At 64.2% G+C, this 19,432-nt stretch carries 17 protein-coding genes; 9 read left to right on the forward strand and 8 right to left on the reverse strand.

The features are described 5' to 3' along the window. Window positions 1-10: 10 nt before the first annotated feature. Window positions 11-502, reverse strand: coding sequence for an SH3 domain-containing protein (locus M0209_RS07365; RefSeq protein WP_258887635.1), 492 nt, complete (start codon window positions 500-502; stop codon window positions 11-13). A 136-nt stretch (window positions 503-638) separates the two neighbouring features. Here M0209_RS07365 and M0209_RS07370 point away from each other — a divergent pair, with 136 nt between their 5' ends. Next, complete coding sequence (locus M0209_RS07370; protein WP_258887636.1) at window positions 639-1,853, forward strand: ammonium transporter; 1,215 nt, start codon at window positions 639-641, stop codon at window positions 1,851-1,853. On the opposite strand, the gene M0209_RS07375 is transcribed toward M0209_RS07370, so the two are convergent. The 3 genes from M0209_RS07375 to M0209_RS07385 are packed head-to-tail and all read right to left on the reverse strand — an operon-like array spanning window position 1,837 to window position 5,275. Continuing rightward, window positions 1,837-3,240 (reverse strand): nitronate monooxygenase family protein, encoded by a 1,404-nt coding sequence (locus M0209_RS07375; protein ID WP_258887637.1) that lies wholly within the window; start codon window positions 3,238-3,240, stop codon window positions 1,837-1,839. The two genes, M0209_RS07370 and M0209_RS07375, sit on opposite strands and share 17 nt — an antisense overlap. A 32-nt stretch (window positions 3,241-3,272) precedes the next feature. Continuing rightward, window positions 3,273-4,409, reverse strand: coding sequence for a glycosyltransferase family 4 protein (locus M0209_RS07380; RefSeq protein ID WP_258887638.1), 1,137 nt, complete (start codon window positions 4,407-4,409; stop codon window positions 3,273-3,275). Beyond that, a complete protein-coding gene (locus M0209_RS07385; RefSeq protein WP_408988188.1) occupies window positions 4,409-5,275 on the reverse strand; it encodes an alpha/beta fold hydrolase in 867 nt (288 codons plus the stop codon). The genes M0209_RS07380 and M0209_RS07385 overlap by 1 nt, the downstream gene beginning before the upstream one ends. A gap of 37 nt (window positions 5,276-5,312) precedes the next feature. Between M0209_RS07385 and M0209_RS07390 the strand changes: the two genes are divergently transcribed. The 7 genes from M0209_RS07390 to M0209_RS07420 all read left to right on the forward strand — a co-directional run bounded on the left by M0209_RS07390 (window position 5,313) and on the right by M0209_RS07420 (window position 12,090). Further along, a complete protein-coding gene (locus M0209_RS07390) occupies window positions 5,313-6,728 on the forward strand; it encodes a protein adenylyltransferase SelO family protein (RefSeq protein WP_258887640.1) in 1,416 nt (471 codons plus the stop codon). Between the two features lie 13 nt (window positions 6,729-6,741). Continuing rightward, complete coding sequence (astD, locus tag M0209_RS07395; RefSeq protein ID WP_258887641.1) at window positions 6,742-8,154, forward strand: succinylglutamate-semialdehyde dehydrogenase; 1,413 nt, start codon at window positions 6,742-6,744, stop codon at window positions 8,152-8,154. Window positions 8,155-8,228: 74 nt separating this feature from the next. Next, a complete protein-coding gene (cobA, locus tag M0209_RS07400; RefSeq protein ID WP_258887642.1) occupies window positions 8,229-9,017 on the forward strand; it encodes a uroporphyrinogen-III C-methyltransferase in 789 nt (262 codons plus the stop codon). Beyond that, window positions 9,014-9,310: a DUF2849 domain-containing protein gene (locus M0209_RS07405; protein WP_258887643.1), complete on the forward strand. Its 297-nt coding sequence runs from the start codon at window positions 9,014-9,016 to the stop codon at window positions 9,308-9,310. The genes cobA and M0209_RS07405 overlap by 4 nt, the downstream gene beginning before the upstream one ends. After that, complete coding sequence (locus M0209_RS07410; protein WP_258887644.1) at window positions 9,311-10,939, forward strand: nitrite/sulfite reductase; 1,629 nt, start codon at window positions 9,311-9,313, stop codon at window positions 10,937-10,939. It abuts the gene before it with no gap. Beyond that, on the forward strand, window positions 10,932-11,360 hold the full coding sequence (locus M0209_RS07415) for a DUF934 domain-containing protein (protein ID WP_258887645.1): 429 nt from the start codon (window positions 10,932-10,934) through the stop codon (window positions 11,358-11,360). Before M0209_RS07410 ends, M0209_RS07415 begins: the two co-directional genes overlap by 8 nt. Next, a complete protein-coding gene (locus M0209_RS07420) occupies window positions 11,353-12,090 on the forward strand; it encodes a phosphoadenylyl-sulfate reductase (protein ID WP_258887646.1) in 738 nt (245 codons plus the stop codon). Before M0209_RS07415 ends, M0209_RS07420 begins: the two co-directional genes overlap by 8 nt. 14 nt (window positions 12,091-12,104) lie before the next feature. Here the strand turns inward: M0209_RS07420 and M0209_RS07425 are convergent, their stop codons facing one another. Continuing rightward, entirely contained in the window at window positions 12,105-12,617 is a 513-nt protein-coding gene (locus tag M0209_RS07425; RefSeq protein WP_258887647.1) for an AHH domain-containing protein, read from the reverse strand. A 131-nt stretch (window positions 12,618-12,748) separates the two neighbouring features. Between M0209_RS07425 and M0209_RS07430 the strand changes: the two genes are divergently transcribed. Beyond that, window positions 12,749-13,822: a PA0069 family radical SAM protein gene (locus M0209_RS07430; protein WP_258887648.1), complete on the forward strand. Its 1,074-nt coding sequence runs from the start codon at window positions 12,749-12,751 to the stop codon at window positions 13,820-13,822. Between the two features lie 9 nt (window positions 13,823-13,831). Here M0209_RS07430 and M0209_RS07435 read toward each other — a convergent pair whose 3' ends face one another. The 3 genes from M0209_RS07435 to dnaE all read right to left on the reverse strand — a co-directional run bounded on the left by M0209_RS07435 (window position 13,832) and on the right by dnaE (window position 19,427). Next, a complete protein-coding gene (locus M0209_RS07435) occupies window positions 13,832-14,134 on the reverse strand; it encodes a hypothetical protein (RefSeq protein WP_258887649.1) in 303 nt (100 codons plus the stop codon). 200 nt (window positions 14,135-14,334) lie between these two features. Next, window positions 14,335-15,945, reverse strand: coding sequence for a long-chain fatty acid--CoA ligase (locus M0209_RS07440; RefSeq protein ID WP_258887650.1), 1,611 nt, complete (start codon window positions 15,943-15,945; stop codon window positions 14,335-14,337). Window positions 15,946-15,959: 14 nt separating this feature from the next. Then, window positions 15,960-19,427 (reverse strand): DNA polymerase III subunit alpha, encoded by a 3,468-nt coding sequence (dnaE, locus tag M0209_RS07445; RefSeq protein ID WP_258887651.1) that lies wholly within the window; start codon window positions 19,425-19,427, stop codon window positions 15,960-15,962. Window positions 19,428-19,432: the final 5 nt, after the last annotated feature.

Raw genomic sequence — 19,432 nt, forward strand, 5'->3', positions numbered from 1 at the left:
TTCCGGCAGATCACGGCAGCTTTTCGTCCGCTGCCACGCCGAACAGTTGCGCGATCTCGATATAGCCTGCGCGGCCGTGGACGTCGAACAGGCACCAGCCCTTGCCGCACTGGCTGACCGCGCCGACCACGCCCGGCTCGGCACGCCAGACGATTGCGGCATCGGCAGAGGGCTTCTCACGCAACGGCCTGACATCGCCGACGACCAGCGCGCTGCGCTTGTCGCTCAGCAAATTGGCCTGCACCCACCCTTCAGCGCCATCGGGATCCTGGATGCGCCGCCATTCGGCATGTTCGGCCTTGTACGCCTTGACCACCTTCACGGGCAGCCCCTTGCGCTTGTAAAGCCAATCGGCAGGAAAATTACGCCCCGGCCCTTTCCGCATCATCACTTCGCCAGCGTTGAGCGAGGCCCAGTACGGCATTTTCTTCGCCGCAAGCGCCGGAGATGCGCTCGCCGCGAGCGCCGTCGCAGCAAGTAAGGCAAGCAATCGGGTTCGCACGGCGGTTCTCTCCTCACCATCCACGATGCGTGCGACCTGCCAAATCCATAGCGCTACGACAAGTGCGGCACCGTTTTGTTGAAGCCTTAACCCGAACCGCCTAGCAACCACCGGAGAGCCACGGGAGTTGGGGACGATGCGGATATCCGGTTCGATTGCTGCGGTGGTTGCGGCGCTGGTGACCACACCGGCGTTCGCACAGCCGGTCGTTGTTGCCGACAGCGGCGACAGTGCCTGGGTGTTGGCGGCATCGATCCTCGGTCTGATTGCCATTCTGCCGGGTCTCGCGATGTTTTACGGTCGGGGCCGCGCCGGGCCGACGGGGTTCGCCCTGTTCGGCGGGGTAGCGGTTGCGTCGCTGCTGTTCGCCGTCATCGGCTATAGCATCGCCTTCGGCGACGGCAGCCCATATCTGGGTGGCGCGGGCAATGCGATGCTCGGCAATTTGTCCGAACTGGTCGACGGGCTGACAATCTCCGAACCGGTCTATGTCGTGTTCGAAACGATGCTTGCGCTGTTCGCAGTCGGCATATTGTGTGCGTCGCTCGGTGAGAATGCGCGTCCGGCATGGCTGATACCCTTTGCAGGCATCTGGATGCTGATCGTTTATGTGCCGGTGGCCCGCTGGGTGTGGGCGGGGTGGCTCGGCGACCTTGGCGTCATCGACTATGCGGGCGCGCTACCCGTCCAGATTGCGGGAGGCGTGGCCGCGCTGGCGGTGGCATTCCTGATGCGCGCGCCGTCGTCGACCGAAATCCAGCACGATTCGCGCCTTGCGGTGACCGGCGCGGCGCTGCTGTGGGTGGGGTTCCTGGCACTGATGGGGGCGGCGGCGCTGGGCGGCAGCGATGACGCCGCGACCGCAATTATCAACGGACATCTCGCGGCCAGCGCTGCCGTCGTTACCGGCATGGCGGTCGAACGCTTCACGCATGGGCGTGTGTCGGTTTACGGCGTCGCCAATAATGCGGTGACGGGTCTGGCGGCGGTAACGGCGGGTGCGGGGCTGGTCGGTGCCGGGGGCGCGATGGCACTGGGCGCGCTCGGCGCAGTGGCAGCGACGCTGGCGGGCATGCTGGTCAGCCGGGCAAAGCTCGGCAGCACCGCTGCTGCCTTCTCGATCCACGGTGCACCGGCATTGGTCGGGGCGGTCCTGTTGCCAGTGTTCCTCCTGCCGGTCCTCGGCGGGCCCGGATTCGACGAAGGCAGCGGGCTGGTTGCCCAGCTCGCGGCACAGGGGATCGCCGTGCTGGCAGTGATGCTGTGGACGGCCGTCGCAACCGTGATCGCCGCGCTGCTGGTCTCAACGGTCGCGCCCATCCGGCTCGCGAAAGTCAGTCGCCCGTCCTGATCCGGTCGACCAGCTGCTTCACCGTCGGCACGAATCCGTTCGAGTAGAACGGGTCGCGTTTGAAATTGAACGCGCCGTGCCCGGCGAATACCAAGTTCTCGTCGAGCGGTCCGCCATGGACGACATCCTGTAAGGTCTTTTGAATACAGAAGCTGCGCGGATCGGCGAGGTAGCCGGTCGACCAGTCGTCATGGTCCTTCCACGCGGAAAAGCCGCAATGCGACAGGCAGCCCATGCAGTCGGCCTGATCCTTGCGGATCGTCGCTTTCTCGGCCGGCGTCACGAACACCAGCGTGTTGTCGGGCGTCTTGAGCGCATCGGTATAGCCCAAACCGTACCATTCGCGCGCGCGCATCAGGTCGCCGCGCGTCACCCAGAAATTCTTGCCCTTCACGCCCACGTCGAGCTGGTGGGTATGGTCGCCCGCCTGTTCGCCCGAAAACGCGATCTGGCGTTCGCTGCGCGCTTCCAGATTGCGGAGGAACGGGTTGCGGATCGCCGACGAATAAAAGCCGGTCGGCGAGAATTTATGCAGGAGGATATCGCCATCCTCCAGCGTCATCAGCGCGTCCTTCCACCCCTGCGGGATCGGGCTTTCCTGCGTTAGCAGCGGTCGCGTGCCGAACTGGAACGCAATGCTTCCCAGTTCCGGATTGTCGATCCAGTCCGCCCAGTCGCGCAAATGCCAGACGCCACCGGCCATGACGATCGGGGTTGAATCGGGAATGCCGCCCTCGCGCATCGTCTCGCGCAGCGCCTTTACGCGCGGATACGGCGGCTCGGGCACGCGCGGGTCTTCGGCATTGGACAGGCCGTTGTGCCCGCCCGCGAGCCACGGGTCTTCGTACACGACCGCCGACAGATAATCCGCCGCCTTCGAATAGGCCCGCTTCCACAGCGCGCGAAAGGCGCGCGCCGAACTGATGATCGGCAGATAGCTGACACCATAGGACGCGCTGATCTCGCTCAGCTTGTAGGGCATCCCGGCACCGCAGGTGACGCCCGCGACCAGCCCCTTCGTCCGTTCGAGCACGCCGTGCAAAATCGTCTGCGCGCCGCCCATTTCCCACAGCACGTTGATGTTGATCGCGCCCTTGCCTCCGGCGATATCATAGGCGCGCTTCACCTGTTCGACCGCGCCTTCGATGGCATAGGCGATCAGCTCCTGATGTCGTTCCGTGCGGGTTCGTGCAGCATAGACCTGCGGAATGATCTTGCCGGTCGGGTCATAGCTGTCGGCGTTGACCGCGCTGACCGTGCCGATCCCGCCCGCCGCCGCCCAGGCACCTGCGCTGGCGTGATTGGTGGCGGCTACACCTTTGCCGCCCTCGATCAGCGGCCAGACTTCACGGCCCCGATACACGATCGGCGATATACCCTTAAACAAGCCGCTAGTCTCCATTCCCTAAGATACGGGCGTTATAGGGTGCCGGACGCAAAATGCACGCCGTTGCCGAGCGCGTTGTCGTAAAGCGCGGCATAAGCCGCCACCATGGCCTTCTCGTCGTACGCGGAAGCCGCCAGTTTCTGGTTCGCTGCTCCAAGTTGCGCGCGCAATGCCTTGTCCGCGACGAGCTGGCGCAGCGCCGCCGCCAGCGCATATTCGTCGCATTCGGCGACCAGCGGCAATTGTTCGGGCGGCAGAATTACCGCAACATCGCCAACATGCGTGGTCGCGACCGGCAACCCCGCCGCCATCGCCTCGACCAGCGCAATCGGGAATTGTTCGCTATCGGACGACAGCGCGAAAATATCGAACAGGCCGATATAGCGATGAGGCTCAGGCAGGAAGCCGGGCATCACCAGCCGCTGGAACACCCCCATCTCGCGTGCCTTGGCGGCAATCGCGTCCTTCTCCGGACCCTCGCCGACAATCACCAGCCGGGTCCCCGGGATCATCAGTGCCGCCTCGACCAGCCGCGGCAGGTTCTTGACCGGGCGCAGGCCCGCCACGGTGCCGATCACGATCTCCCCCGCCTTTTTGCGAAGGCCCGGAATGGCATTGGGTTTCGGCTTCACTGCGTAGCGCGCGGTCCGGATGCCGTTGGGGATACGGTGGACGCGCGCCGGCGGCTGTTTCCACGTCTTGAGCGCGATATCCTCCAGGGTCCCCGACGGCACCGCCACCGCGCTTGCCGCCGGAAAAGCCAGCCGCCGCATCAAGGTACGCTCGGGCTTCAGCCGTAAGGCCTCGTCGGCATTGAACCCGTCCTCGTGATGTACCAGCGGGGGCAGCGCCTTGCCGAACATCCGCCGCGCCATTACCGCGTCCATCGCGCCCCAGTTATAGGTCAGGACCAGATCGAACCCGCGCATATATTCGGCGATGTCGCGATAGCGCGCGACCGAAGTCCGTCCGGTGAGCGAGGGTACATTGTCGGGGAAGCGCGCGTCGATTCCCGGTGCAATCGACGCGCGCGCATCGAGCGCACCCGGCACCGAACTGACGATGGTATGCCGTGCGGCATCGCCGAACGCATTCATCAGCGCCACTGCACGAGCTTCCTTGCCGCCGAGCGAAAACGTCGAATGGCAGTGCAATATATTGACCGGCATCAGACGATCCGGGCGAGCAGCGCGTCGATGGCGGCAGCGGCCTCCGTCTCGTCGAGCACCGGCGCATGGCCGACATCGGCGACAGTGACCGTCTTCGCGTCCTTCAGCCGCCCGACCATCTGTGCGACCGTTGCCGGGGCCAGCAGGTCCGACAGCGCGCCCCGCACGATCAGCGTCGGCACATCGGCCAGCGCATCGAACGCCGGCCACAGGTCGATCCCCGCCTCGCCGCCCGGCAGGCGGAACGGCTCGGCAATCTTCTTGTCGTAATCGGGCACGATCCGCCCGTTGCCCGACAGGCGTGACGTGCGCTTGGCCATCGCCAGCCAGTCGGTCAGGTCGTAGCGCGGAAACACCCCCGCATTGGTCTCGGCAATCCCGCGCGCCGCATGGAGCCAGGTCGGATAGGCCCCGCCCTTCCCCACATAGCCCCTGATCCGGTCGAGCCCCGCCGCTTCGATCACCGGCCCGACATCGTTCAGCACCGCCCCCGCAATCCGCGCATTGCCCGTTGCTGCCAGCAGCATTGTCACGATCCCGCCGAGCGAGGTGCCGATCGAAACGAACCGCTCGATTTTCAGTTCGGCCAGCAACCGCTCGACATCCTGGGCATAGGTCAACGGGACATAGGTCATCGCGTCCTTGGCGTAAGCGCTCTCGCCCCGCCCGCGCAGGTCGACGGCAATCACCCGCCAGTCGTGCGACAGCCGCGCCGCCACGGTCTCGAAATCGCGCGCGTTGCGGGTTAACCCCGGCAGGCACAGGATCGGAGGACGCGCCGGATCGACACCCCGCCCTGCCGCATAATCGCGGTAGTGGAGGCGCAAGCCATCGTTCGACCACCAGTAACCGTCGGTAAAACCCAAGACTTGCCGCTCCTGACCCCTGCGTCCATATCGCCGCATGGCCGCGACACCGCAAGCATTCACACCCGCCCGCGCGATCGAAGAGATTGCGGACTTCATTGCCGACCCTGTCGAAGCGGCGGATTTCCCCGAAGCCCGGCTGCGCTTCCGCAACGACCGGGCGGCGACGGAAGTCGGACTCGATGGCCTCACCGACGAGGCGTGGATCGAGCATTTCGGGCGGTTCGTCCCCCTCCCCGGTTCGCTGCCGCATCCGCTCGCGCTGCGTTACCATGGTCACCAGTTCCGCGTTTACAATCCCGATATCGGTGACGGGCGCGGCTTCCTGTTCGGGCAATGTCGCGACCTGAACGGACGACTGATGGATTTCGGGACCAAGGGGTCAGGCACCACACCCTATAGCCGGTTCGGCGACGGACGGCTGACCCTGAAAGGCGCGGTGCGCGAAATCCTCGCCACCGAAATGCTCGAAGCCCTGGGCGTGCCCACTTCGCGCACTTTCTCGGTGATCGAAACCGGCGAGAAATTGCACCGGGGCGACGAACCTTCGCCGACACGCTCCGCTGTGCTCGTCCGACTCAACCATGGCCACATCCGCATCGGCAGTTTCCAGCGGCTGGCGACGCTGGGGCAAAGGGCCGAACTCGAACGTCTCGTCGCGTATAGCCTGAAGCATTATTTCGACGAACACATGGGCGGAGACGGCCCCGTCCGGTTGCTCGGCTTGGTCGCCGAACGCACCGCCCGCATGGCTGCCGCCTTCATGACCGCAGGCTTTGTCCATGGCGTGCTCAATTCGGACAATATCAACATCACCGGAGAGAGTTTCGACTACGGCCCGTGGCGGTTTGCGCCGACCTTCGATGCCGGGTTTACCGCTGCCTATTTCGATTCGAGCGGGCTCTATGCCTTCGGGCGACAGGCCGAGGCGATCCACTGGGACTTGGTACAGCTCGCCATCGCGCTCGCCGAAATTGCCGACAGCGACGCGCTGGCGGAAGCCGTCGACAGGTTCGGCCCCGCCTATCGCAACGCCATTGTCGACCGGATGCTGTGGCGGCTCGGCGTCGTGCCGATCGACAATGGGTCGAACGTCGTGCTGGTGCAGGCGATGGAAGCCGCGCTGGTCGCCACGCAATGTCCGCTCGACGAATTTTTCTTCGACTGGCGCGGCGGCGATTTGCGGCGCGAAAGCCCCGCCTATGCGGGTGATAAGTTCGCACCGTTCCGGGTGGCCGTTGCACCCTTTGCGCCGGTTGCAGACACGGGCCACCCCTATTGGTCGCAACCCGGGCCTTGCTCGATGCACATCGACGAAGTCGAGGACATCTGGGCGCAGATTGCCGATTGCGATGACTGGACCGCGCTCGAAACTAAGGTTACCGAAATCCGCCGGATGGGCGCAGCACATGGCTTACGCCATGATAACGATAAATCCACGAACGCCGGGTAAGACCACCGATCTCATGGCCACCGATATCATCTCGACCGAACCGGCAACCGGCGCGACCCTGTGGCGCGGATCGGCGAGCGATGTCGAAGTCGAAGTGGAGTTGGCGCGCGGCGCATGGGCCGAATGGGCGGCACGACCGCTCGCGGTCCGCGTCGAAATGCTGCGCCGTTTCGTCAATGTCGTGCGCGGCCGCGCCGAAGACCTTGCCGACACGATCTCGCGCGAAACCGGAAAGCCGTTGTGGGAAGCCAAGGCCGAGATCGAGTCGGTCATCGCCAAGGTCGATATCTCGATCTCTGCCTATAACGAGCGGACGGCCCAGCGCCGGATCGACGGCGCGGTGGGCACGCGCACGGCGCTTCGTCACAAACCGCATGGGGTGCTGGCGGTCCTCGGGCCATATAATTTCCCCATGCATCTGGCGAACGGCCATATCGTGCCTGCCCTGCTTGCCGGAAACGCTATCGTCTTCAAACCCAGCGAAAAAACGCCGCTGTCGGGGATCAAGCTGGTCGAATGCTATCACGCAGCGGGCATTCCCGGAGCTTTGGTCCGGATCGTCATCGGCGGCCCAGCCGAGGGCAAGGCGCTTGCCGCCAGCGAAGGCATCGACGGCCTGTTGTTTACAGGCTCCGCCAACACCGGACTGATCCTCAACCGCCAGTTTGCCGACAAGCCGAACAAGATTCTCGCGCTGGAAATGGGCGGCAACAATCCCATCATCGTCTGGGATGCGCCCGACGCCTACACTGCGGCGGTTCTTGTCGCACAGTCTGCATTCCTGTCGGCGGGGCAGCGCTGCACGGCGGCGCGGCGGTTGATCGTCAAGGACGGCGCGCACGAGCCGCTGATCGCGGAACTCCGCAAGCTGCTCGCGCGGCTTATCGTCGCCGAGCCGCACTCCTCGCCCGCCCCGTTCATGGGGCCGGTGATCGACAACGAGGCCGCCGACGGCCTGCAGGAAAGTTTCCTCGCCCTGCTGATGAAGGGCGGCCGCCCGGTGGTGCAAATGGAACGCCCCATCGAGAACCGCCCCTTCCTGTCGCCCTCGATCATCGATGTGACCGACGTCCGGGACCGGCCCGATATCGAGCTGTTCGGCCCGATGCTCCAGATGATCCGCGTGTCCGATTTCGATGCCGCGCTTGCCGAGGCGAACAACACCCGCTTCGGCCTGTCGGCCTCGCTGATCGGCGGCTCGCCCGAACTGTACGACCGGTTCTGGGCCAACAGCCGCGCCGGCATCGTCAACTGGAACAAGCCGACCAACGGTGCCTCGTCTTCGGCGCCTTTCGGCGGGATCGGCCTGTCGGGCAACCACCGCCCCTCGGCCTATTATGCCGCCGATTATTGCGCCTATCCGGTGGTTTCGACCGAGGAGGAAAACCCGCGGGCGAGTATCGGCATCGGGTTGCGGCAGGACTGAGGTGAAAGCGACGCTGGTCGCGTAACAAGTATCGCTATGTTGCGGTGCGTTACACTCGGGCGCAGGGGCAACTCATGGCAAGTCTCCTCGATCCCGACGCACGCGGTCGCGTCATCCTCGTCGGTGCAGGGCCGGGCGATCCCGACCTGCTGACCCTGAAGGCCGTCGCAGCACTGCAATCAGCCGATGTCGTCGTCCATGACGGGCTGGTCGACGACCGCGTGTTCGTGCATGTGCCCGCCACTGCCCAGCGTATCTCGGTCGCCAAAAAGCGCGACCGCCACACCTTGTCGCAGGACGCGATCAACGCGCTGATCGTCGCGCATGTGAAGACCGGTGCAATCGTCGTCCGGTTGAAGGGCGGCGACCCGTTCGTGTTCGGGCGCGGCGGCGAAGAGGTCGAGGCGGTGCGCGCGGCGGGTCTGCGCGTCGAAGTGATCCCTGGGGTGTCGGCAGCGCTCGGTTGCGCGGCAGAGGCGATGCTGCCGCTCACCCACCGCGACTGGTCGTCGGCGGTCAGCTTTGTTGCCGGGACCTGCAAGGGCCTGGCCGAACAGAATTGGGCGGGCCTTGCGGGCCATGGCCGGACGCTGGTCGTCTATATGGGCGTGACGGCGGCGCGCGCGATTGCCGACAAGCTGATGGCCGATGGCGTCGACCCCGGCATTGCGGTCGCGGTCCTCGAACGCGGCACGCTGCCCGGCAGCCGCGCAATGCGGACCCTGCTCGCCGACCTCGGCGATTTGGTCGAACGCGAGAACGTGCTCAGCCCGGCGATCCTCGTGATCGGCGAAGTCGTGCTGTTGTCCGACGCAGAGAACCATTTGAAGACGCTTGCTGTGCAGGCGGAGGCTTTTTCATGAAACTGCTCACCGGCAACGACCTCAAAACCGGCGATGTCACCTGGTGGACCGGCAATGGCTGGTCGCGCCATGTCGAAGACGCCGCCGACGTCGGCGACCATGGCGAGGCCGTGCGGTCCGCCGAGGAAGGCGCACGCCGCGTCAACGCCTCGTACCTGATCGAGGCGGTCGCCACGCCCGAGGGGCCGCGCCCCGCCCACATCAAGGACCGCATTCGCGCCCTGGGCCCCACTGTGCGCCCCGACCTGACACTGAAGCCTGCCGACCCTGCCGCCGGTGAATGGGTGATCTGAATGTATAAATACGACTCTTACGACCAGGCCATTGTCGACACCCGCGTCGCCGAATTCCGCGACCAGGTGGCGCGGCGTATCGCGGGCGACCTGACCGAGGACCAGTTCAAGCCGCTGCGCCTTATGAACGGCCTCTACCTGCAGCTGCATGCGTATATGCTGCGCGTCGCGGTCCCATATGGCACGCTCGATAGCCGCCAGATGCGGATGCTGGGCACCATCGCGCGCAAGTACGACCGCGGTTACGGGCATTTCACCACGCGCCAGAACATTCAGTACAACTGGATCAAGCTGGAGGACGCGCCCGACATTCTCGCCGATCTGGCAACCGTCGAAATGCACGCCATCCAGACCTCGGGGAATTGCATCCGCAACATCAGTTCGGACCAATATGCCGGTGCCGCGGCCGACGAGGTTGCAGACCCGCGCGTCTGGGCCGAACTGCTGCGCCAGTGGAGCACCTTCCATCCCGAATTCAGCTATCTGCCGCGCAAATTCAAGATTGCGGTGATCGCCAGCGCCGAGGACCGCGCCGCGATGCGCCTGCACGACATCGGCATCGAGCTGGTGAAGAAAGACGGCGAACTCGGCGGCCGGGTGTTCGTCGGCGGCGGCATGGGCCGTACCCCGATGATCGCGCCGGAAATCCGCAGCTTCGTCACTGCGGACGACCTGCTCAGCTATGTCGAGGCGTGCCTGCGCGTCTACAACCGCTACGGACGGCGCGACAATATCTACAAGGCGCGGATCAAGATTCTCGTCCACGAAATCGGTGCCGACGAATACCGCCGGCAGGTCGAGGCGGAGTTCCTTCACGTCAAGACGCTGAACCTCGACCCACCCAAGGCCGAGTTCGACCGCATCAGCGCGTTCTTCGCGCCGCCCGCGTTCGAGACGCTGAGCGACGAACCCGACCGCAGCGACCCCGACTTCGCCGTCTGGCTCGACCAGAATGTGAAAGCGCACAAGGTGCCCGGCTATGCCATCGTCAACATTAGCCTGAAGCCCATCGGCGGCATTCCGGGCGATGCCAGCGCTGACCAGATCGACGTGATGGCCGACCTCGCGGAACGCTACAGCTTCGACGAACTGCGTGTGACACATGCCCAGAACATCGTCCTGCCGCATGTCGCCAAGCGCGACCTTTATGCGGTTTGGCAGGCGCTGACGGCAGCGGAACTCGCCGACGCCAACCTCGACCTGATCAGCGACATCATCGCCTGCCCAGGCCTCGATTATTGCAGCCTCGCCAACGCCCGCTCGATCCCGGTCGCGCAAAAAATCGCGACGCGCTTCGCCGACCTCGGTCGCCAGCGTGAACTGGGCGAGCTCAAGCTCAAGATCAGTGGCTGCATCAACGCCTGCGGCCATCACCATGCCGGGCACATCGGCATCCTCGGCGTCGACCGCAAAGGCGTGGAGAATTACCAGCTCTCGCTCGGCGGCTCGGGCGCGGAGGACGTCAGCATCGGCAAGATCACCGGCCCCGGCTTCGACGAAGACGGCATCGTCGATGCTGTCGAACGCGTGACCGGCAAATACCTCACCGTGCGCGAAGGCGACGAGCGTTTCCTCGACACCTACCGCCGTGTCGGCTTCGAACCCTTCAAGGAGGCGATCTATGGGTGACCCCTTACGCTTCCGCGACGACGAAGCACACGACGAACCCGCGGTCACGCTCGACGCCTTCCTCGCGGGCCAGTCGAATGCCAATGCGGTGCGCCTCGAAACTGGTGACGATGCGCGCGAGCTGATTCCACATCTCGAGCAGCTCGCGCTGGTTGAGGTTGCTTTCCCGTCGTTCCGCGACGGGCGCGGCTACTCGTCTGCCCGCGTCCTGCGCGAGGCGGGCTATACCGGCGAACTCCGCGCCGAGGGCGACGTGTTACTCGACCAGATCGCCCCGATGCGCCGCTGCGGATTCGACAGTTTCGCACCGATGCAGGCCATCGACCGCGCCGCCGCCGAAGCCGTGATCGCGCGTTACGACCATGTCTATCAGCGCGCAGCCGATGACGCCGTCCCGGTGTGGAAGCTGCGTCATGGCTAATCCCTTACGCAAACTCGATCTGATCGATATCGCGCCGAAATTCACGCCCGTGTCCGCCGCCGAAATCAACGCGCGGTTCGACGGCGTCGAAACGACCGAAATGCTGCGCCGTCTGTTCGACGAGCCGCCCTATGACGACCTCGCTTTGGTCTCGTCATTCGGCGCGGAAAGTGCGGTGCTGCTGCACATGGTGTCGCAGATCGACAAATCGGTGCCACTGATCTTCATCAACACGCAGAAGATTTTCGGCGAGACTCTGGCCTATCGCGACGAACTCGCCGAGCGACTAGGCTTCACCGATATGCGCGTCTATCGCCCCGACCCCTATCTGCTCGCGCAGAAGGACGCGACGAGCCTGCGCTGGTCCTACGACCCCGACGGCTGCTGCGACCTGCGCAAGGTCGAGCCCTTGCGCCGCGCACTCGCCCCGTTCGATGCTTGGATTTCGGGCCGCAAGGGGTTTCAGGGCAAGACCCGCAATGCCCTGCCCCGCTTCGAGGAAGACGAGGGACGGTTGAAGATCAATCCCCTCGCCGACTGGGACAAGGCACGGCTCAACGCCTATTTCGAAGAGCATAAACTGCCCCGCCACCCGCTCGAAGCGCAAGGCTATCCGTCGATCGGCTGCGCGCCGTGCACATCGCAAGTGCAGGCAGGTGAAGACCCGCGCGCAGGGCGCTGGCGTGGGTGGGACAAGACCGAATGCGGGATCCACGATCCGGTGTTTTGAGCGTGACCGGGTTCTCAAGCGACGGTCTGGGGCAGTTCGCCGCTTAGGGCTGCCGCAAACAGCGCATCGGTCTGAGCGTCTATCTTCGCCAGCGCCACGGACGCGCCGAATGGATTGCGGCTGGCCAGTGCAACATGGGCATCTACAGCCGACAGTTGCAGCAGATGACGAAGGCGATGTTGCAAGCCCCGCACCGCCGCCATCTGGGCCGACCGGTCCAGCCCGGCCCTTCGGGCATCGAAGCGGATCGTGTCGAGCGCATCGATGACCATCGCGTTGTACGTCCGGTGCGGACCGCGATGGAGGGGTAACCTCGTGGCACAGGCGATAGCTTCGTCGGCCGGCAGGAACATGCCGTTCGTGCTGAAATCGTCCATCGAAAAGCCCATCTCGGAGAAACCGGCCAGATAGTCGCGCAGATCGGGATAATGCCGAAGGTGGTTCGGCAGCAGGTGGTGGCGATGCCACCCCGGACGCGTGGGCGTCCTGAACGCGTGCCTGTGTCGTCGTCGGTCTGCGTGACTCATGACCGCCCCCGAGGTTCGATCCGTTACGGCAGCATAATGACGGGCGTGGCGTGATAGTCTTTGCAAATCGCATCCGAAACGGATGAGAGGTTTGTTCCTTGTTTGTTTCTCACAATCGTCTATCGTGAAGTATGCGACCCGTCCGGCCAGCCAGAGGTGCCACGCACAACCAGACCAGCGCCCGGTTCGGGCTGGCAGAGCGAATTGCCGATGGCGACTGGCTCGACGACGCGCTGCAGATCGACGGTGTGCCCACCCCGTCGCACACGACTGTCACGGTCGAAAGGCCGAAGACGATCCTCGCCCGCAATTCATCGCCCGACGTGCCGTTCGACCAGTCGATCAATGCCTATCGCGGGTGCGAGCATGGCTGCATCTATTGTTTCGCACGGCCGACGCATGCGTTTCACGACCTGTCGCCGGGAATCGATTTCGAAACGAAGCTGTTTGCCAAGCCGGATGCTGCCGACTTGCTGCGCGCCGAATTGTCGAAACGCACCTATCGATGCGCGCCCATTGCTATGGGGACGAATACCGACCCCTATCAGCCCATCGAGCGGGATTGGCAGATAACGCGGCAATGCATCGAGGTGCTGGCCGAATGCCGCCACCCGTTGATGATCACGACCAAATCGGACCGCGTCGTGCGCGACATCGACCTGCTCGCACCGATGGCGGCAGACGGGCTGACGTCGGTGATGGTATCGGTGACAACGCTCGATCCGAAAATCGCCATGACGCTGGAACCGCGCGCGCCGTCGCCTAGGAAGCGGCTAGCAGCGATCAGGGCGCTCGCCGACGCGGGAGTCCCGGTTCAGGTATCGGTCTCGCCGCTGATCCCGGCGATCACCGACCATGAAACCGAAGCGATTTTGCAGGCCGCCGCCGAGGCGGGCGCAACGCGCTGTTCGTTCATTCCGGTCCGCCTGCCCCATGAAGTTGCGCCCTTGTTCCGCGCATGGCTCGACACCCATTTCCCCGACCGCGCGGGCAAGGTCATGTCGATCATCCAGTCGATCCGGGGCGGCCAGCACGACAACGAACCCCTGTTCGGCGAACGGATGCGCGGATCGGGGCCTTGGTACGATCTGATGCTTACCCGCTTCAAACTCGCGCGGCGGCGCTACGGGCTGGAAGGGCCGAGAGTGGAACTGCGCTGCGACCTGTTTCGTCCGCCACAGGGCGCGCAGGGGCGGCTGTTTTAGTCAGCTTAGCTACCGAGATGCTCGAGCCACCGACGCATAATATCCTTCCGCATTTGGATCACGTTGGCGGACTAATCGGCATTCATAGATCATACGGGAAAGTTGCGGAGATGGCTTGAATTCGCGTGCCCAGCCATCATCAGTTTCAAATCGGATTCGCTGACTAGCTTCAACAAAAGCATCGACCATTTCATCGCTTGGATCGACCATCAAACTGCGGCCGTGTTGACCGTCAAAAGCTGGAAATATCCACCGACGACTATCGATTGTTAATGTGAACTTCTTGACGCCTAAGCCGTAATCACCATTCACCAGAGTAAAAACTGGCAAGCTGTCACAAACGCCTACGAACCACGCGCCGCTTGAATCGTTTAGCCCATAAATGACCACATTACGGTACGAGTCCCACTTGTATCGCCAACCCGGATCGACCCGCCAATTAGCGCTGCCAGACTCAGATGGAGCACAAGACGAGACTAAGCATCCCAGCATCAATCCCGCAAATACGCCTCTCAAGCTGCGCTCGCCAACCGGTAATCCTTGTATTCCGCCCGCAACGCCGTTTTCAAGATTTTGCCCGTGCCGGTATGCGGCAGGCTGTCGACGAACAGGACTTCGTCGGGCAGCCACCATTTGGCGACTTTGTCCGACAGATAAGCGGTTACATCGGCAGCGCTGACATCAGCGCCCGCCTTGCGAACCACCAGCAGGATCGGGCGCTCGTCCCATTTCGGATGGACGATGCCGATAGCGGCTGCCTCTTGCACGCCGGGGCAACCGACGGCGGCGTTTTCCAGCTCCACCGACGAAATCCATTCACCGCCCGATTTGATGACGTCCTTCGACCGGTCGGTGATCTGCATCGTGCCATCGGGGTGCAGAATCGCGACGTCGCCGGTGTCGAACCATTGACCGTCGATGACCGCATCCTCGCTCATCTTGAAGTAGCGTTTGACGACCCATGGTCCCCGGATTTCGAGCCGCCCCGATGCTTTGCCGTCGCGCGGCAGGACTTCCCCATCGTCACCGACGATACGCAGTTCGACCCCAAAGGGTACCCGTCCCTGCCGCACCGTCACGGCAACCTGCTGGTCGAAACTCAGATCGTCCCAGTCTGCCGACGGCGCGCCCATCGTACCGATCGGGCTGGTCTCGGTCATGCCCCAGGCGTGGTTGACGCGAATCCCCATCCGCATCAGCCGCTCGATCATCGAACGCGGACAGGCCGACCCGCCGATGGTTACAACGCGCAACTTGCTCAGATCGACGCTGCGGCCGCTGTCCGCCAACGTGTCGAGGTGCTGGAACATCGCCAGCCACACGGTCGGGACGCCTGCCGAATGGGTAATGCCCTCGTTGACGAACAAGTCGCACAGTACCGGCGCTTCGTTAGTGACCGAAAACACGAACTTCACGCCCGCTGCCGCCCCGGCAAACGGCAAGCCCCAACTGGCGGCGTGGAACATTGGCACGATGGGGAGCAGTGCCGCCTGCGGGCTGAGGTCGAACACCGACGGCGCGATTTCGGCCATCGCGTGCAGCATGGTCGAGCGATGTTCGTACAACACGCCCTTCGGATTGCCGGTCGTGCCGCTTGTATAGCAGAGCATGCACGGGTCGCGTTCGTCGCCCGTCGCCCATTCGAAATTGCCGTCATGCGCGGCCATCAGCGGCAGGTAATCGGTGTCGAAACAGATGAAATGCTCGACGCTGGTCAGATGCGGCTTCAACCGCTCGATGATCGATGCGAACACCGCGTCGTACATCAGCACGCGGTCCTCGGCGTGGTTGATGATGTAGATCAGCTGTTCGTCGAACAGGCGAATATTGATCGTATGGATCACGCCGCCAAAGCCGATAGCGCCATACCAAGCCGTCAGGTGGCGATGGTGGTTCATCGCAAACGTCCCGACACGGTCGCCGGGTTGCAAGCCCATTGCGGCAAAGGCCTGCGCGAGCTTGCGCGCGTCGCGCCCGACCCCGGACCAGTTGGTCCGCTCGATGCTGCCGTCGGCCCAGCGCGTCACGATCTCGCGCGTGCCGCATTCGCGCGCGGCATGATCGATCAGGTGCGTGACCCGCAACGACCAGTCCTGCATTCCGCCGAGCTTGCCTGACAGCATCGGACCACCCTCCCCTAGGATACGAGCGCCAGTCGTGGCGCTTCTTGTGCTTTCAATTCGACATCGATCACGCCCGGCGCGCGCCCCATCATCGCGGCGAGTTCGCCGTCGATCAGGAAGTCGCGGCCCAGCCGGACTGCCGCATGCTGGCCCGCCGCTGTCACCGTTTGAAGGACCAACTCGCAGCGCCCGCCGCGCGCATTTGCCAGCAATTCGGCAAGCCCCGCAACCGCGTCGACATTTTCCACCGAAACCACTGCATTCAGCCGCGCCGATCCGGCAAGCGCATCCAGCCGTTGAGCCCCGCGCACCGTCACCCGCGGCGTCTCTTCGCCCGGTTGGCGCTCCAGTTCCACCCGCAGCAGCGCACAGCCGCCATTCCGCCCCAGTTCCTCGAGCGCAACACAGGCGTCGTCGTCGAAGCAGTTCGCCTGGAACTGTCCGCTTTCGTCGCTGAGCGTTGCCGACAGGAAACGGTTGCCCTTTTTCGACGTCCGCCAGCGCGCATCCTCGACCAGGGCTGCCATCGTCGCCGAGGTCCGCCCCTCTCCACCCGATCCCGATAACGCCATGAAGCTGCGCGCACCGTGCGCGCCCGCGACATGGCGGTACCGATCGACCGGATGGGCCGAAAAATAGAAGCCGAACGCCTCTTTCTCCGCCGACATCCGCTCGGCCATCGACCATTTCACGCTGCCGGGCAGTTGTATGGCGACGACCGAGGCCTCCCCCTCCCCGAACAGCCCGCCCTGCCCGCTGGTACGACCGTGTTCGGCCTGCGATGCCACGGCCAGCAGCGTCTCGGCGACGGCGAAACAGCCGGCGCGGTTGTCGTTCAACCCGTCCAATGCCCCCGACCCGGCAAGGCTTTCGATCTGCCGCTTGTTGAGCAGGCGCGGATTGATGCGGTTGGCCAATTCGTCGAGCGAGGCGAACACGCCGCTTTCCGCGCGTCCGGCACACAGCATTTCCATCGCGCCCTCGCCGACGCCCTTGAGCGCGCCCAAGGCAAAGCGGACAGCCAGCCCCTCTCCGTGCGGCTCGACCGTGAAGTCGGAACCGCTGGCATTGATGCACGGCGGCAGGCAGGTGACGCCCGAGCGCCGCATGTCATCGACATAGATTGCCAGCTTGTCGGTGTTGCCGAGGTCGAAGGCCATCGACGCTGCGAAGAAGTCTTCCGGATAGTGCGTCTTCACCCATGCCGTCTGGTAGGTCAGCACCGCATAGGCCGCCGCGTGGCTCTTGTTGAACCCGTAGTTGGCAAACTTGTCGATCAGGTCGAACAGCTCGTTCGCCTTTTTGCGCTCGATGCCGTTACGCCCGCAGCCATCGACGAACCCGGCTCGCTGGGCATCCATCTCGCTCTGGATTTTCTTGCCCATCGCGCGGCGCAGCAAATCGGCGTCGCCGAGCGAATAGCCGGCGAGGAGCTGCGCGGCCTTCATCACCTGTTCCTGATAGACGATGATGCCATAGGTTTCAGCCAGCACCTCCTCGAGCAAGGGGTGCGGATATTCGATGGGCACGCGCCCGTTCTTGCGGTCGGCGAACAGCGGAATGTTGTCCATCGGGCCAGGCCGATACAGCGCGCCGATCGCGATGATATCGCCGAAATTGCTCGGTCGCACCGACGACAATGCACGCCGCATCCCGTCCGATTCCAACTGGAACACGCCGACGGTGTCGCCCTTTTGCAATAGCGTATAGACCGCCTCGTCGTCCCAGCCGAGCGTATCGAGATCGGGCCGGTGCCCTTCGCGCGCCTCGATCAGGTCGAGCGCGCGTTGCAAGACGCTGAGCGTCTTGAGGCCCAGAAAGTCGAACTTCACCAGCCCCGCCGCTTCGGCGTATTTCATGTCGAATTGCGTGACAGGCATGTCGGAACGCGGATCGCGGTAGAGCGGCACGAGGCGGTCGAGCGGACGGTCGCCGATGACAACACCCGCGGCATGCGTCGACGAGTGGCGCGGCAGCCCCTCCAGCTTCATCGCCAGGTCCAATAGCCGACGCACGTCGGGATCGTTCTTGTACTCCGACGCCAGTTCCGACACGCCATTGAGTGCGCGTTTCAGATCCCAGGGATCGGTCGGGTGGTTCGGGACCAGCTTGGCGAGCCGGTCGACCTGCCCGTAACTCATCTGGAGGACGCGGCCGGTATCCTTCAGCACGGCCCGCGATTTCAGCCGCCCGAAGGTAATGATCTGCGCGACATGGTCGTGGCCGTATTTCGACTGCACATAGTGGATGACCTCCCCGCGCCGTGTTTCGCAGAAATCGATGTCGAAGTCGGGCATCGAAACACGCGACGGGTTGAGGAAGCGTTCGAACAGCAGCCCCAGTTTCAACGGATCGAGATCGGTGATCGTCAGCGCCCAGGCAACAACCGACCCCGCGCCCGAACCGCGCCCGGGTCCGACCGGAATCCCCTTCGCCTTGGCCCATTTGATGAAATCGGCGACGATCAGGAAATAACCGGGGAAGCCCATGCCCGCGATCACATCGAGTTCGAACTCGAGGCGGTCGAAATAATCCTGCGGGTTCGGCGCAGGCGTCTTTTCGAGACGTGCGGTCAGGCCTACACGTGCGTCGCGCCGCAGCTGTTCGGTCTCGGCCTCACGATCCCCCGCCAAGCTCGGCAGGATGGGTTTGCGCGAGGGTGCCGCCACGGCACATCGCTGCGCCACCACCAGCGTGTTTTCCAGCGCGTCAGGGAGGTCGGCGAACAGCCCGCGCATGTCGTGCGCGGGCTTGATCCACGCGTCGGGGTTCGACTTGGTCCGGTCGTCGCTTTCGACATAGGTCGATGCCGCGATGCAGAGCATGATGTCGTGCGCGCAGTGGAAATCGGCATCGGCATAGCACGCCGGATTGGTCGCCACGAGCGGCAGCCCGCGCCCGTCGGCCATGGCGATCAGGTGCGGCTCCGCAGCCATCTCGACCGCATCGCCGCGCCGGGCGATCTCGACATAAAGCCGGTCGGGGAACAGCGCGATCAACCGGTCGGCATAAGCATCGGCAGCACTCTGTTGCCGATCCGCCAGCAGCCGCGCCAGCGCGCCCTCGCCCCCGGCAGTCAGGCAGATCAGCCCGTCGGTGTGACGCGCCAGCCGCTCGAAATCGACATGCGCCGGTTCCTCGACCGGTCGCGCAAGATGCGCCGCCGACACCAGCTGGCACAGATTGTCGTACCCGGTCGCGTCCTGCGCGAGCAGGGCCAGCCAGTCATAGGCTTGCGCGCCGCCCTGCGGCACATCGGGCCGCGCCACGCACAGCAGCGCACCGATGATCGGCTGCACCCCCTTTTTCGCGGCCGCCTCGCTGAACGGCATGACACCGTACAGCCCGTTGCGGTCGCAGATCGCCGCCGCCGGAAAGCCCATATCACGGGCTTTGGCGGCAATATCCTTGGGATCGATCGCCCCTTCGAGCATCGTGTACGACGAGAAGATACGAAGGGGAACGAACTGCGCGTGGGCCATGGGCC

Origin of the sequence: Sphingomonas sp. SUN039, assembly GCF_024758725.1 — a bacterium.
In the GTDB taxonomy this organism is placed as follows: Bacteria; Pseudomonadota; Alphaproteobacteria; order Sphingomonadales; family Sphingomonadaceae; genus Sphingomonas_O.